Here is a 13,871-nt window from a genome sequence, read left to right as displayed (position 1 = left end):
GGTTTCTCGGGGAAGACTGACTTACCCGCGCGGGCGGGTCTCGAACCACGAAGGCCGGCCCGGGCGGTTACGGGAGCGGGCGGGCGGCCTTGAGCGGGGCGACCGCCGCACGCACCCGCGCGTCGGCGAAGAACCCGTCGACACTGACGGGGAGCGGGATCCGCCAGTTAGGGTACTGGTCGACCGTTCCGGGCAGGTTGGGCTGGCGCCGTTCGCCGATCACGTCGGCGGGCGAGGTGAGCACCAGGCGTGACGCCGCCGAGGCCAGGAGCGTGTGCAGGGCCACCACCGGGTCGTCGGCGGGGATGCCTTCGCGCGCAACGAGGTCGAGCAGCGCGCCGCGTTCGGCCGCCGCCTCCGTGCACTCCTGCTCCACGGGCCGGTCGAGCAGGCCCAGCTCGGCCCGGACGCGCACGTGCTCCGCTTCGAGCCAGCCGGACACGGTGGGCAGGTCGTGGGTCGAGATGCTCGCCATCGCGTGCGGGTCCCAGTCCGCGGGGCGGACGAACGGTTTGCCCGGTGCGTCCCAGTCGCGCTGGAACCACAGCACGGCGGAGCTGAGCACGCCGCGTTCGTGCATGGTCTCGGTGACGGTCTCCTCGACCGTGCCGAGGTCCTCGCCGACCACCACGGCGCCGGCACGGTGGGCCTCCAGCGCGAGGACGCCGAGCATCGCCTCGGCGTCGTAGTGCACGTAGGTGCCGCGGCCGGCGGGCTCGCCCGGCGGGATCCACCACAGACGCCACAGGCCCGCGATGTGGTCCACGCGGATGCCGTCGGCGTGCTGCAACACGCCGCGGATGACGTCTCGGAACGGCGCGTACCCGGCCTCGGCGAGGCGGTCGGGCCGCCACGGCGGGAGATTCCAGTCCTGGCCCTGCTGGTTGAACGCGTCGGGCGGCGCGCCCACGCGCACGCGGGCCGCGAACACGTCGCGCAGCGCCCACGTGTCGGCGCCGCCGGGGTGCACGCCGACGGGCAGGTCGTGCACGACACCCACCGTCATCCCGGCCTCACGCGCCGCGAGACGGACCTCGTCGAGCTGCTCGTGGCACAGCTGCTGGAGCCAGCCGTGGAACTCGACGCGGTCGGCCAGCTTCTCGCGGGCCGCGGCCACCTCGGGGCTCGCCGGGTCGCGCAGCGCCTCGGGCCACTCGCGCCAGTCGGCGCCGTGGACCTCGGCCAGCGCGCCGAACGTCGCGAAGTCGCGCAGATCGCCGTGGAGCTCGACGGGCCGCGGGTGGTGCGGGCGCAGCAGCTCGAGCGCGGTGCGCTTGGCGTCCCACACGGCGTCGTAGTCGATCAGGTCCGGAACCGCGTCCGGGGCCAGGGCCAGCACCTTCGTGCGCGTGGCCTCGTCGGCCTTGGCGAACGCCTCGGTGTCGGTGACCCGCAGGTACACGGGGTTCGCGAAGCGCCTGCTCGACGGCGAGTAAGGCGAGCGCTCCACGGGGTGCGCGGGGCTGAACGCCTGCACCGGGTTGACCAGCAGCACACCCGCGCCGAGCTCGGCGGCCGAGCGCGTGGCCGTGGTCCGGAGGTCGCCGAAGTCGCCCATCCCCCACGACCCGGCCGAGTGCAGGGCGTAGAGCTGCAGCATCCAGCCCCACGCGGCGGGCACCTCGGGCAGCTTCGCCGGGACCACGGCCAGCGGCACCCGGCGCTCGCCGGCTACGACGTGGTGCCAGCCCAGCGGCAGGTCGGCCGGCAGCGTGGTGCCGACGTCGCGAGTCGTGCCGTCCTCCAGCTCGACGGTGACCTCGCGGCCCAGCTCGCGCGTGGCACCGGCGCGCACGACGATCGTGGGCGGCAGGTCGGCCGACGCCCGGGCCGCTCGGACGCGCTCCAGTGCGCGGCGGATCGACTCCGCGCTCGAGGCGTCCACGTCGAACTGTGCGAGGACGGCGACGACCACCTCGGCCTCGACCCGGACTTCCACGCGGTCGGAGTTCTCGTAGTGGGTCGCCACGCCGTAGGCGGCGGCCAGCTCGGCCAGCTCGGGCGAAACGGCGGGGGTCGGTGATCCGGAGGCGGTCGGGCTCTGCACCGGCCCAGTGTCGCGGCCCGCGCCGGGGTGCGCCAATCGCCTCGCCGGGCGGCACCCGAATGCCGGATGCGTACAGCGGTGACCGGCCAGTCGGGGGGCGTGCCGGCCGGTCACCGCCACACCCACCGAGAGGCCATCCGGTGAACAGAATGACGCGTGGCGGCGCACTTCACTATTTCGGGTGAAGTACGCCCCGCTCAGCGCGCGAGCGAGCCCGGGTGCAGGTATTGGACCGGCGGGATCACGGAGCTGTGCGCCCACGCGGTGAAGAAGCCCGACAGGTCCTGCCCCGCCTGCGCCGACGCGAAGTGCTCGAAGTCGGGCCAGGACGCGTTGCCGTCGCGGTGCGCGGCGATCCAGTGCTTCAGCAGGCCGAAGAACTTGTCGTCGCCCATCGTGCGGCACAGCGCGTGGAGCATGAGCGAGCCCCGGTCGTACAGGGCGTAGTCGAGCGGCCGGTCCTTGCCCGGGTCGTAGATCGGCACCTGCCAGTAGGCCGCGTCGCCCGCGTTCTGCTCGACGATCGTGCGGTAGCTCTCGTCGAGGTCGGCCCCGTTCTCGGCCTCGTCCCACAGCTGCCCGGCGTACTGGGCGAAGCACTCGGCCAGGCAGCCGTCGCGCCAGTCCGAAAAGGACACCGCGTCGCCGAACCACTGGTGCGCCAGCTCGTGCACGGCCGACGCGTCGAAGAACGCGCCGTCGTAGGTCGGGCGCGTCTGCGTCTCCAGCGCGAGGCTGCCCTCGGTGGCCTCCGGCTCGACGACGATCGCTCCGGTCGAGTCGAACGGGTACGGGCCGAACGCCTCGGTCAGGAAGCCCATGATCTTCGGCAGCAGCGCCTCGGAGTCGGGGAGGATGCTCGTGTTCTGCCCGTACGCGGTGATCACGGGCGTGCCGTCGGCGAGCTTCGAGGTGTACACGGTGAACTTGTCGATCGCCATCGTCGTGGCGTAGGAGACGATCGGGTGGTCCTCGTGCCAGCGGAACGTCGTGTGCCCGGCGTTCGCGGTGGTCGGGCCGGGCAGCCCGTTGCCCACCACCGTCCACCCGGTCGGCACGGTCGCCTCCAGGTGCAGCGCTTCACCTCGTAGCGCGAGACGTCGTAGCCGCCGTTGCCGTCCCGGGGAAAGTAGGGGTCGCCGACGCCGTCCGCGCCGATCGCCGGCGGCTGCGCCATGCCGAGCGCCGCCGCTCCGCTCGCGACGAGGGCGAGCGTTTTGTACCAGCTCACGCGTTGTCCTTCAGGGTTCCGGGGTGGAGGTAGGGCTCGAGCGGGATCACGGTGCTGTGGGCCCACGCGGTGAAGAAGCCGGTGAGGTCGTGGCCGTACTCGTGGGCCGCGAGGTGCTCGAAGTCGGCCCAGGAGGCGTTGGCGTCGCGGTGCTGGCCGAGGAAATCGCGCAGCGTCCGGAAGAACACGGGGTCGCCGACGGTGCGGCGCAGCGCGTGCAGCATGAGCGGGCCTACGGTGTAGGAGCCGCCGTAGAACCCGTCGCCCGGGTCCGCGAGGGGGATCTTCCAGAAGCCCGGGTCGGCGGCGGCGTCGGTGAGCGCCGCGCGGTAGTCGGCGTCGAGGTCGTGGCCTTCCTTCGCCTCCCGCCACAGCCATTCCGCGTAGGTGGCGAAGCACTCCTTGAGGCAGATGTCGGACCAGCGCGCCACCGAGACGCTGTCGCCGAACCACTGGTGCGCCTGCTCGTGCACGATGTCGGTGAACCGCTCCGGGGGGACCCCGCCCGAGTAGACCGGCCGGTCCTGCAGTTCGAACCCGCCACCGGTGTCGCCGGGGTAGAAGATCCCGCCCGCCGAGGACAACGGGTACTCGCCGAAGCGACTGGCGAGAAAGCCGAGCACCTCGGGCAGCCGGTCCTCGAACGGCTTCGCGGCCTCCGCGCCCGTGGTGTACGCGTCGACGACCGGGGTGCCGTCGGCAAGGTGTCCCGTGTGGACGGTTATCCGGTCGATCACCACGCCCGTCAAGTAGGAAGCCACGGGGTGGTCCTCGGTCCACGAGAACGTCTCGCGCCCGCCGCGCGCCACCGGCGGCGCGGGCACCCCGTTGCCCACCACGGCCCAGCCCGGCAGGTCCGGCATCGTCACGGCGAGGTGGGACCTCGCCTTGTCCGACGGGTGGTCGTTCACCGGGTACCAGCTCGACGCGGAATGCGGCTCGCCGAACGCGTGCACCGCGCCCGCGTCGTCGGCGGTCATCCAGAAGAAGCCCGGTGTGCCCCGGTAGCGCACACGCACTCGGAAGGACTGCCCGCGCCGCAGGGGCTCGGCGGGCGTGATCACGAGCTCGTGCTCGCCGGTGCGCGTGAAGGCCGCGGGCGCGCCCGCCACCGTCACGCCCTGCACGGTGAAGCCCTCGAGATCGAGATCGAAACGGCTCAGGTCCTGGGTGGCGACGGCGTCGGCCGTCGTGTCGCCGGTGAGGAAATCGGGCTTCGCGGGGTCGTAGTCCAGCGCGACGTCGAGCACGAGGATCGAGCCGGTGGCGACCGCGGTCGCCCACACTCTCTTCAGCACCGCGCCAGGCTGGCAGAACGGCGGGCCGAACCGGTCAGGAACTTGTCAGGGCCGGATGAGGGTTCCGTGATCGAGTTTGCCCGCGAGCCGCCCGAGCCAGGCCAGGACCTCGGCCGGCTCGCGGTCCGGCAGCCCGAAGATCACCTCCGTGACCCCGGCCGCTTCGAGCCGCGCGAGACCTTCGGGATCGGGCCGCGGCCCGAGCGCGGCCACCTCCGGCTCACCCGCGCGACCCTCGGCGCGCCAGATCTCCCGCAACAGCCCGACGTTCTCCTCGACGTCCACTTCGGACGGTGTGGTGAGCCAGCCGTCGGCCGAGCGCGCGATCCAGCGGAACGTGCGCTCGGTTCCGACCGCGCCCACGAGCACGGGAATCCGCTCCTGCACCGGTTTCGGCCACGCCCAGCTCGGGCCGAACGCCACGTGCTCGCCGTCGTGGCTCGCGACCTCGTCGGTCCACAAGGCATGCATCGCGTCGAGATACTCGCGCAGCACGGTGCGGCGCTTGCCCGCCGGCACGCCGTGGTCGGCCAACTCGTCGGTGTTCCACCCGAACCCGACGCCGAGCGTGACTCTCCCACCCGAGAGGTGGTCCAGCGTGGCGATCGCTTGGCGAGCGTGATCGCGTCGCTCTCCACCGGGAGCGCGACCGCCGCGGCCACGCGGATGCGCGTGGTGACCGAGGCCGCGGTGGCGAGCGAGACCCACGGATCGAGCGTGCGCAGATACCGGTCGTCGGGCAGGCTCGCGTCGCCGGTGCGCGGGTGCGCGGCCGTGCGCTTGACCGGGATGTGCGTGTGCTCGGGGACGTAGAAGGTGTCGAACCCGGCCGATTCGGCAGCCTGCGCCGCCGCCGCGGGGGTGATCCCGCGGTCGCTCGTGAAGAGCACGATGCCGTATCTCACGACTTCCGACAGTATTAGAACGTGTTTCAGTTTGCAACGAAATCCGCCTGGCCGCCGGAAGTGTTCTACAGTGAGCAGGTGGCCTTCGGGCCACGGAGCACCGCACCGCCCGTCCGGTTTGGCGATTATTCCTGGAAAAGCGGCGCTTGACGTGGGGTGGGCCGGGGTACTGAACTGGTAGGGGCGATCACCCGGCCCGATCCGTCCTGAGGAGGGGGTCATGCTTCCCCATCGTGACCGCAGTGCACTGCGGAAGATCGAAGAAGAGCTGGCCGCGAGCGACCCCGACTTCGTCGCGGCCCTGAGCGCCGGCGCCCCGCCCGTGCGGTCGCGCACGTGGCTCACCACCTTGATCCTCGCAGACATCACCGTGGTGCTGATGATCGTGGTCGGGCTGCTGGCCGGCAGCACCGGCATGTTCCTGTGGGGCCTCGTCACGATCCCGGTGCTCGTCTGGATCCACCGGTCGATCCTCATGCACAAGCGCGACCACACTGCCGACGACGCGAAGGCCTAGCGCAGGCTCAGAGCATTGCGGTGATGTTCGGCCGGACACCGAGCAGCGCCTTGCCGTAGATCTCGTGGTTCACCGCCGGCTGTGCCATCGCGTGGGTCAGTGCGAAGTTCGCATCGCGCCAGATGCGCTGCAACGGGTACCCGTCGGCGAACCCTCCCGTGCCGTGCGCCGCCACGAGGATTCCGATCGCGTCGACGACGCTCTGCACGGCCAGTCCGATGTCCCCGTGCACCCGCGCCCGCGCCAGTTCGGTCATCGGTTCGCCGCACGAGAGGGCCGCGTCGACGTCGTCCGCGGCCCGCGCGGAGTGCAGGTGCGCGGTGTCGATTTTCAACGCGGCTTCGGCGAAGCGCACCTGGAACACTGCCGAGTCGGCTTGGCGCGCATAGGCGGTTCCGGTCACACCTTTTGCCGACGCGGCCTCGCGCACCAGGCGCAGCGCGGCCCGGCCGAGCCCCAGCTGCGGCGCCGCCAGCACCACGGTCAGATACGGCGCGAAGACTGAAACACGTTCCAGAAGCGCGGCCGTCCGCACGACGCGGTGCTCGGGCACGAAGAGCTCGTCCGCGACCACGGTGTCACTGCCCGTGCCGCGCATGCCGGCGACGGCCCACGTGTGCTCGATGCCGTAGTCGCTCGCCGGCACGAGCGCCATCGCGGGTTCGCCACTGTCCCCCACGGGGATCCCGAGCAGCGCCCAGCCCGCGTGCGCGATCCCCGACGCGTACGGCCAGCGCCCTTCGACGCGGTACCCGCCGGGCACCCGCTCGGCCCGGGCGGTCGGCGCGAGCGCGCCCGCGATCTTCGCCTGCGCGTCCGCCCCGAAAACGTCCTCCTGCGCTTGCTCCGGGAAGAGACTCACCACCCACGCGCACGCGTTCACGAGCGTGAGCACCCACGACGTCGCGCCGTCCGCCTCGCCCGCTTCCGCGCCGATGTCCAGCAGCGTTCGCAGGCCGGCCTCGTGGCCGCCGAAGCGCCGCGGCGTGCCGAGCCGGAACAGGCCGGCGTCGTCGAGTGCGCGCACGGATTTGTCGGTGAGCCTGCGGTCGGTCTCCCCCTGCGCGGCCTCGGCGGTGAGCAGGGGCCGCAGCTTCCGCGCCCGCGCGACAAGATCGTTCACGGCTCCAGTGTGCCCTCGCGGCTCACTTCCCGGCCACGGCGCGCTCCAGCAGCGGCGTGATCCGGTAGGGCACCATCTCGCGCATCACGAGCGCGTTGTGCGTGCGCTCCACGCCGGGGATCTCGAGCATCTGCCCGGCGATGCGGTAGAGATCGTCGGCCTCGCGGGCCACGACGTGCACCAGCAGGTCGGACTGCCCGGTCAGCCCGCGCACCTGCAGCACCTCCGGCACGGCGGCCAGCGCGCGGCCGACCTCGTCGAGCAGCCGCTGCGTGACCTGCACGGTCACGAACGCCGTGAGCGGGTAGCCGAGCGCGGCGGGGTCGATCCGGTGCTCGACCGAGCGCAGCGAGTCGCCTTGTTCCAGCCGCGCGAGGCGGCTCTGCACCGTGTTGCGCGAGAGCCCGAGCTCATCGGCCAACGCGACCGCGGTGGCGCGCGGGTTGCGGTTGAGCGCGAGCAGGATCCGGGCGTCGGTGGCGTCGAGCCGCTGGCCACTGGGCATGGTGCGCAGTCCTCTCGGCGCCTGAGGCGCGATTCTGGGCGTTCTGCTCACTGAACAGACCATCGGTTGTGCATCATACCCAGCTCTGTTGGACTGAAGACCGCGTTACGCCCAAGAAAATCGCAGAGAGGTCGTTGTCGTCGTGAGCAGTCCAGCCGCCGAGCGCACACCAGGAACCGCAGTGGACACGGAAGTCCTGCGCGAGGTGCAGGACCGCGTGCTCTGGCTTTCGACCGCGATCATCGACCACGCGAACCGCGTGCGCCCCAACCCGACCGGCCTCAAGGTCGGCGGCCACCAGGCCTCCAGCGCGTCGATGGTCTCGATCATGACCGCGCTGTGGTTCGCGCGGCTGCGCGCCGAGGACCGGGTGTCGGTGAAGCCGCACGCCTCCCCCGTGCTCCACGCGATCAACTACCTGCTCGATGGCCTCGACGAGAAGTATCTGACGTCGCTGCGCGAGTTCGGCGGCCTGCAGAGCTACCCGTCGCGTTCGAAGGACCCCGACCAGGTCGACTACTCCACGGGCTCGGTCGGCATCGGCGCCACCGCGCCCATCTGGGGCGCGCTGGCGCGGCGCTACGTCGAGTCGACCACCGGCGGCGCGGGCACCGGCCGCCAGTACTCGCTCGTCGGCGACGCGGAGCTCGACGAGGGCGCGGTCTGGGAGTCGATCCTCGACCCGAACGTGCAGGAGCTCGGCGAGGTCGTGTGGATCGTCGACCTCAACCGCCAGTCGCTCGACCGCGTGGTGCCCAACATCGGCGCCACGCGCCTGCAGGGCATGTTCGACGCGGCGGGCTGGCAGGTGCTCACCGTCAAGTACGGCCGCCTCCTGCAGGAGCTGTTCGAACGCCCGGGCGGCGAAGCCCTGCGCCGGCGCATCGACGACATGCCCAATCCCGAGTACCAGCGCCTGCTGCGCTGCACGCCGGCCCAGCTGCGCGAGCGCCTCGCGTCGGCCGAGCTGGCGCCGCTGCTGGACTCGCTCGACGACGAGACCCTGCACGCGGCGATCCGCAACCTCGGCGGCCACGACCTGTCGGCGCTGCTCGACTCGTTCGACGCCATCGACGACCGCCGTCCCACGGTGATCTTCGCCTACACCGTCAAGGGCTTCGGCCTCGCTAGCGAGGGCCACCCGCAGAACCACTCGTCGCTGCTCACGGCCGAGCAGCTCGGGCAGCTGGCCGAGCGCGTCGGCACGTCGGTCGACGACCCGTGGCACAAGTTCCCCGAAAGCTCGGCCGCCGCTCGGCTGTGCGCCGAAACAGCCACGCGGCTGCACCGCGAACCCGTTGTCGTCCACGAGGTTCCGGCCATTCCCACCGACATCGGCCGCACTCCGTCGGGCCGCACGACCACGCAGGCCGCGCTCGGCCGCGCGCTGCTGGACCTCACGCGGGAAGCGCCCGACGCCGCGAAGCTCGTGGTGACGCTGTGCCCCGACGTCTCGTCGAGCACCAACCTCGGCGGCTGGGTCAACAAGGTCGGCGTGTGGTCGCCGCAGGAGCGCGTGGACTGGTTCGCCGACGACCCCGAGACGATCCTGCACTGGCGCGAGCGGCCCACCGGCCAGCACCTGGAGCTGGGCATCGCCGAGGTGAACCTGGTGAGCGCGCTGGGCGAGCTGGGCACCACGTGGTCGCGCTGGGGCCGGCCGCTGCTGCCCATCGGCGTGCTCTACGACCCCTTCGTAGAGCGCGCCCTGGAACCGTGGTCGTTCGGCATCTACGGCGGCGGGCAGTCGATCCTCGTCGGCACGCCGTCGGGCGTCACGCTGGCGCCGGAAGGCGGTGCGCACCAGTCGGTGACCACTCCGTCGGTCGGGCTCGAGCAGCCCGGCTGCATCACCTACGAGCCCGCGTTCGCGATCGACGTCGAGTGGACGCTGCTGGCATCACTGGCGCGCCTCGGCCGGCCCGACGGCACGTCGGCGTACCTGCGGCTCTCGACCCGGCCCGTGGAGCAGAACCTGGCCGCGGTGCCCACCGACCCGGCCGCGCGTGAACGCCGCCGCCGCCAGGTCGTGGCCGGCGCCTACCCGATCCGCACGGCCGCGGTCGCGCGCCCGGACGTGACGATCGTGGCGATGGGCGCGATGGTCACCGAGGCGCTCGCCGCCGCCGACCGCCTCGACGCGCTGGGCAAGCACGCCGACGTCGTGTGCGTGACGAGCGCGGGCCTGCTCTTCCGCGCGCTGCAGGCGCGCTCGGGCCAGGACAGCGCCGACACGTGGATCCTCGACTCGGCGCTGCCGTCCGAGCGCTCCGCACCGATGGTGACAGTGCTCGACGGGCACCCGCACACGCTCGCTTTCCTAGCCAACGTGCACCGCGTGCGGGCCGCGCACCTGGGCGTGACGCGGTTCGGGCAGTCGGGCGACCTGGAGAGCGTGTACCGCCACCACGGCATCGACACCGACAACATCATCCGCGCCGCGCTGGACGTCGCGGACTGACGCGCTGATCGCCCGCGGTCGGTCAGAGACCACCGCGGGCGATGAGCTGGCGCACGATCACGTCCTGCTGGATCTCGTTGGTGCCCTCGCCGACGATCATCAGCGGGGCGTCGCGAAAGTAGCGCTCCACGTCGAACTCGGTGGAGTAGCCGTAGGCGCCGTGCACGCGGATGGCGTCGAGCGCCACCTCCATCGCGGCCTCGGAGCAGAACAGCTTCGCCATGCCGGCCTCGAGATCGGAGCGCGCGCCGGAGTCGTACTGGCGCGCGGCGTGCAGGATGAGCTGCCGCGCGGCCGTCAGCTTCGTCGCCATGCCGGCGAGGTGGTTGCCCACCGCCTGGTGCTTCCAGATCGGCTTGCCGAACGACTCGCGTTCCTGCGCGTAGCGGAACGCGTCGTCGAACGCGGCTCGGCCGACGCCGAGCGCGCGCGAGGCGACCTGGATCCGGCCGATCTCCAGGCCGCGCATCATCTGCGCAAAGCCGCGGCCCTCTTCCCCGCCCAGCAACGCCGACGCGGGAACGTGGCAGTCCGAAAAGGACAGTTCGCAGGTCTCCACACCCTTGTACCCGAGCTTGCCCAGGTCGCGCGAGACCTCGAAGCCGGGCACCTTCTCCATCAGCAGCACGCTGATGCCCCGGTGCTTGGGCTCGGCCTCGGGATCCGTCTTGCACAGCAACGCGACCAGGCCCGCGCGGCGCGCGTTGGTGATCCACGTCTTGGTGCCGTCGACCACGTACCCGTCGTCGACCCGGCGGGCGCGCGTGCGCATCGCCTGCAGGTCGGAGCCGCCACCCGGTTCGGTGAGCGCCATCGCGGCCCGTAGCTCACCGGTCGCCATGCGCGGCAGGTACTTCTGCTTCTGATCTTCCGTGCCGTACATGAGCAGCAGCTTCGCGACGACAGTGTGGCCGCCCATCGCGCCCGCGAGGCTCATCCAGCCGCGCGCGAGCTCCGCGGTGACGAGCGCGTAGCACGGCGTGGACACCATGACCTCGCCGTAGGGCTCCGGGATGGCCAGCCCGAAGACACCGAGCTCCTTCATGCGCTCGATCAGCGCCTCGGGGTAGGTGTCCGAGTGCTCCAGGTCGCGCGCCACCGGGCGAACGTCGCGGTCGACGAACTCGGCCACTGTGTCCACAATGGCCTGTTCCTCGGTGTCGAGCTCCCCCATCAGGCCTCCGCCTCGATCCGGATCAGCGAGCGGGCGCCCTGGCCCGCGCGCATCCGGTCGAACGCCTCGGGCACCTCGTCGAGAGAGATGCGGTGCGTCACCAGGCTTTCCAGGTTCAGCTCACCGGCGCGCACCTCTTCGGCGAGCACCGGAATGTCGCGGTCCGGGTCAGAGGCCCCGTAGACGGTGCTGGTGAGCGTACGCGCGAAGTGGAAGATCTCCAGCGGGTTGAAGACCACCTCCTGGTCGCGCCGCCCGACGCCGACCACCGTGCAGTGCCCGCCGCGGCGCACCGAGCTCCACGCCGTGCGGATCGTCGCGGCCGCGCCCACGCACTCGAAGGCGTGGTCGGCACCGCGGCCCTCGGTGAGGCCCCGCACCTGCTTGGCGAGCTTCTCCTCGCTCAGCAGGAAGTGCGTCGCCCCCGCCGCGCGGGCCAGCTCTTCCTTCTCCGGCGAGACGTCCACGGCGATGATCGGCGACGCGCCCGCGAGCTTCGCACCCAGCACCGCGCACAGCCCGATGCCGCCGAGGCCGATGACGAGCACCGACTGTCCGCTGCGGACCTTCGCGGTGTTGCGCACGGCGCCGACGCCCGTGAGCACCGCGCAGCCCATCAGCGCCGCCAGGTCGAGCGGCACCCCGTCGGGCAGCGGAACCACGGACTTGCCGGGCAGCACCGTCTCCTCGGCGAAGCCGCCGACGCCGAGCACGACGTTGAGCGGCTCGCCGTCCACCTCGCCGCGCGGCAAGGTCGTGATGCCTTCGATCGTGGAGCACAGCCACGGCTCCCCGGCCTGGCAGAACCAGCATTCGCGGCACGCCGCGGCCCAGTTGAGCACGACGCGGTCGCCGGGCTTCACATGCGTGACCTGCGCACCGGTCTCGGCGACGATGCCCGAAGCTTCGTGCCCGGGCACGAACGGGTACTGCGGTTTCAGCGTGCCGTCGACCATCGAGAGGTCGGAGTGGCAGACGCCGGCGGCGGCGATCCGCACCCGTACGTCGGCGGGACCGACGGGCGGCAGCACGATGTCGCGAACCTCGGGCACGGCACCCGGCTCGCGCACGACCACGGCTTTGACCACGGTGTCTTCTCCTTCGTCGCGCTTGAGAATCCGGTTCAGAGCTGGATGGACTTGATCTCGGTGAACTCGTCGAGCGCGGGCCGGCCCATCTCGCGGCCGACGCCGGAGGCCTTGTAGCCGCCGAAGGGCGCGAGCGGGTTGTAGGCGCCGCCGTTCACGTCGATCTGGCCCGTGCGCACGCGGCGCGCGAACGCCAGTGCGCGATCCTGGTCGCCCGACCACACGGCGCCGTGCAGACCGTACTTCGAGTTGTTGGCGATCCGCAGCGCGTCTTCCTCGTCGTCGAACGGAATGATCGACAGCACGGGGCCGAAGATCTCCTCCTGAGCGATCGTCGAGTCCGGGTCCACACCCGCGAACACGGTCGGCCGCACGAAGTAGCCGGTGTCGAGCCCTTCGGGGGTTTCGGCGCCGCCGGTCACCAGCGTCGCGCCTTCGGAGACGCCCTTCGCGATGAACTCCCGCACGCGCTCCCGTTGCGCGGCCGACACCAGCGGGCCGAGCTTCGTCTTCGCGTCCAGCGGGTCGCCGGGGGTGAAGCCCTCGGCGAACTTCTTCGCCAGCGCAACGGCTTCCTCGTGCTTCTCGCGCGGCACGAGCATGCGCGTCCACGCCGTGCAGGTCTGGCCGGCGTTGAGGAAAGCGTTGGAGACGCCCACCTTCACGGCGGTGGCCAGGTCGGCGTCGTCGAGGATCACGTTGGCGGACTTGCCACCCAGCTCCAGCGTCACGCGCTTGACCGAGCGCGCGGCGACCTCGGCCACGCGCGTGCCAGCGGGCACGGAACCGGTGAACGACACGACGTCGACCTCCGGGTGCGTCGCGAGCGCCTCGCCGACCACCGGGCCGAAGCCGGTGACCAGGTTGACCACGCCGGCCGGGAAACCGGCCTCGTGGATCGCGTCGAACAGCTGGTAGGCGCTCAGCGGCGCGACCTCGCTGGGCTTCACGACCACGGTGCAGCCGGCGGCCAGCGCGGGCGCGATCTTGCAGGTGATCTGGTGCAGCGGGTAGTTCCACGGCGTGATCGCCGCGACGACCCCGGCGGCCTCGCGCACGATCAGCGAGTTGCCGACCTTCTCCTCCGGCGCGTCTTCGCCGAGCAGGTCCACGTACGTCTGCACGTCGGTCTGCGGCAGCGCGGCCTGGATGCGCGTGGCGATGCGCAGCGGCGTGCCGACGTCGCGCGCGATCGTCTCGCCGATCTCCTCGGCCCGCTTGGCGAGTCCTTCGTGGAGCTTGCGCAGCAGCCCCGCGCGCTCGGCGCGCGTGGTGGCCGACCACGCCGGGAAGGCCTCACGTGCCGCCCGCACCGCTCGGTCGACGTCGTCGGCCGAGCCCTCCGGGATCTGCGCCTGCACCTGTTCGGTGGCCGGGTTCTCGACGGCGATCGTGGCGGCTCCCGCCGCCGGGACCCACTCGCCGCCGATGTACAGCACGTTGCGCTCTTGCACCGAGTCTCCTTCGACCGGGAACCGCCTTCGCGGCGGATTCTATAGAAAACCCCGGTCGTGTGCCCAGT

10 protein-coding genes and 1 pseudogene are annotated in these 13,871 nt (G+C 71.7%); 2 read left to right on the top strand and 9 right to left on the bottom strand.

What is annotated here, in order from left to right:
* Window positions 1–67 precede the first annotated feature (67 nt).
* The 4 genes and pseudogenes from malQ to AB0383_RS41155 all read right to left on the bottom strand — a co-directional run bounded on the left by malQ (window position 68) and on the right by AB0383_RS41155 (window position 5,481).
* On the bottom strand, window positions 68–2,047 hold the full coding sequence (gene malQ / locus AB0383_RS41170; protein ID WP_366190158.1) for a 4-alpha-glucanotransferase: 1,980 nt from the start codon (window positions 2,045–2,047) through the stop codon (window positions 68–70).
* A gap of 197 nt (window positions 2,048–2,244) precedes the next feature.
* Entirely contained in the window at window positions 2,245–3,105 is an 861-nt protein-coding gene (locus AB0383_RS41165) for a M1 family aminopeptidase (RefSeq protein WP_366190157.1), read from the bottom strand.
* A gap of 169 nt (window positions 3,106–3,274) precedes the next feature.
* Window positions 3,275–4,576, bottom strand: coding sequence for a M1 family metallopeptidase (locus AB0383_RS41160; protein ID WP_364177474.1), 1,302 nt, complete (start codon window positions 4,574–4,576; stop codon window positions 3,275–3,277).
* Between the two features lie 45 nt (window positions 4,577–4,621).
* Window positions 4,622–5,481 (bottom strand): annotated as a pseudogene (locus AB0383_RS41155) (LLM class F420-dependent oxidoreductase).
* A gap of 220 nt (window positions 5,482–5,701) precedes the next feature.
* Here AB0383_RS41155 and AB0383_RS41150 point away from each other — a divergent pair.
* Window positions 5,702–5,998: a DUF3040 domain-containing protein gene (locus AB0383_RS41150; protein WP_364177479.1), complete on the top strand. Its 297-nt coding sequence runs from the start codon at window positions 5,702–5,704 to the stop codon at window positions 5,996–5,998.
* Window positions 5,999–6,005: 7 nt separating this feature from the next.
* On the opposite strand, the gene AB0383_RS41145 is transcribed toward AB0383_RS41150, so the two are convergent.
* Both AB0383_RS41145 and AB0383_RS41140 read right to left on the bottom strand, forming a co-directional pair.
* Window positions 6,006–7,121 (bottom strand): acyl-CoA dehydrogenase family protein, encoded by a 1,116-nt coding sequence (locus AB0383_RS41145; RefSeq protein ID WP_366190156.1) that lies wholly within the window; start codon window positions 7,119–7,121, stop codon window positions 6,006–6,008.
* A 22-nt stretch (window positions 7,122–7,143) separates the two neighbouring features.
* A complete protein-coding gene (locus AB0383_RS41140; protein WP_220241846.1) occupies window positions 7,144–7,626 on the bottom strand; it encodes an Lrp/AsnC family transcriptional regulator in 483 nt (160 codons plus the stop codon).
* A gap of 181 nt (window positions 7,627–7,807) precedes the next feature.
* Here AB0383_RS41140 and AB0383_RS41135 point away from each other — a divergent pair, with 181 nt between their 5' ends.
* Window positions 7,808–10,087, top strand: a complete 2,280-nt coding sequence (locus AB0383_RS41135) for a pyruvate dehydrogenase (protein WP_364177484.1) — start codon at window positions 7,808–7,810, stop codon at window positions 10,085–10,087.
* A 22-nt stretch (window positions 10,088–10,109) separates the two neighbouring features.
* Here AB0383_RS41135 and AB0383_RS41130 read toward each other — a convergent pair whose 3' ends face one another.
* The 3 genes from AB0383_RS41130 to AB0383_RS41120 are packed head-to-tail and all read right to left on the bottom strand — an operon-like array spanning window position 10,110 to window position 13,803.
* Complete coding sequence (locus AB0383_RS41130; protein ID WP_366190155.1) at window positions 10,110–11,261, bottom strand: acyl-CoA dehydrogenase family protein; 1,152 nt, start codon at window positions 11,259–11,261, stop codon at window positions 10,110–10,112.
* On the bottom strand, window positions 11,261–12,349 hold the full coding sequence (locus AB0383_RS41125) for a Zn-dependent alcohol dehydrogenase (protein ID WP_366190154.1): 1,089 nt from the start codon (window positions 12,347–12,349) through the stop codon (window positions 11,261–11,263). The genes AB0383_RS41130 and AB0383_RS41125 overlap by 1 nt, the downstream gene beginning before the upstream one ends.
* Window positions 12,350–12,384: 35 nt before the next feature.
* Window positions 12,385–13,803, bottom strand: a complete 1,419-nt coding sequence (locus AB0383_RS41120; protein WP_366190153.1) for an aldehyde dehydrogenase family protein — start codon at window positions 13,801–13,803, stop codon at window positions 12,385–12,387.
* Between the last annotated feature and the right edge of the window lie 68 nt (window positions 13,804–13,871).

Source organism: Amycolatopsis sp. NPDC051373, assembly GCF_040689465.1.
Classification (GTDB): Bacteria; Actinomycetota; Actinomycetes; order Mycobacteriales; family Pseudonocardiaceae; genus Amycolatopsis.
The sequence above is the reverse complement of the archived record's forward strand: the minus strand, read 5'-3'. Positions and strand labels throughout refer to the sequence as shown.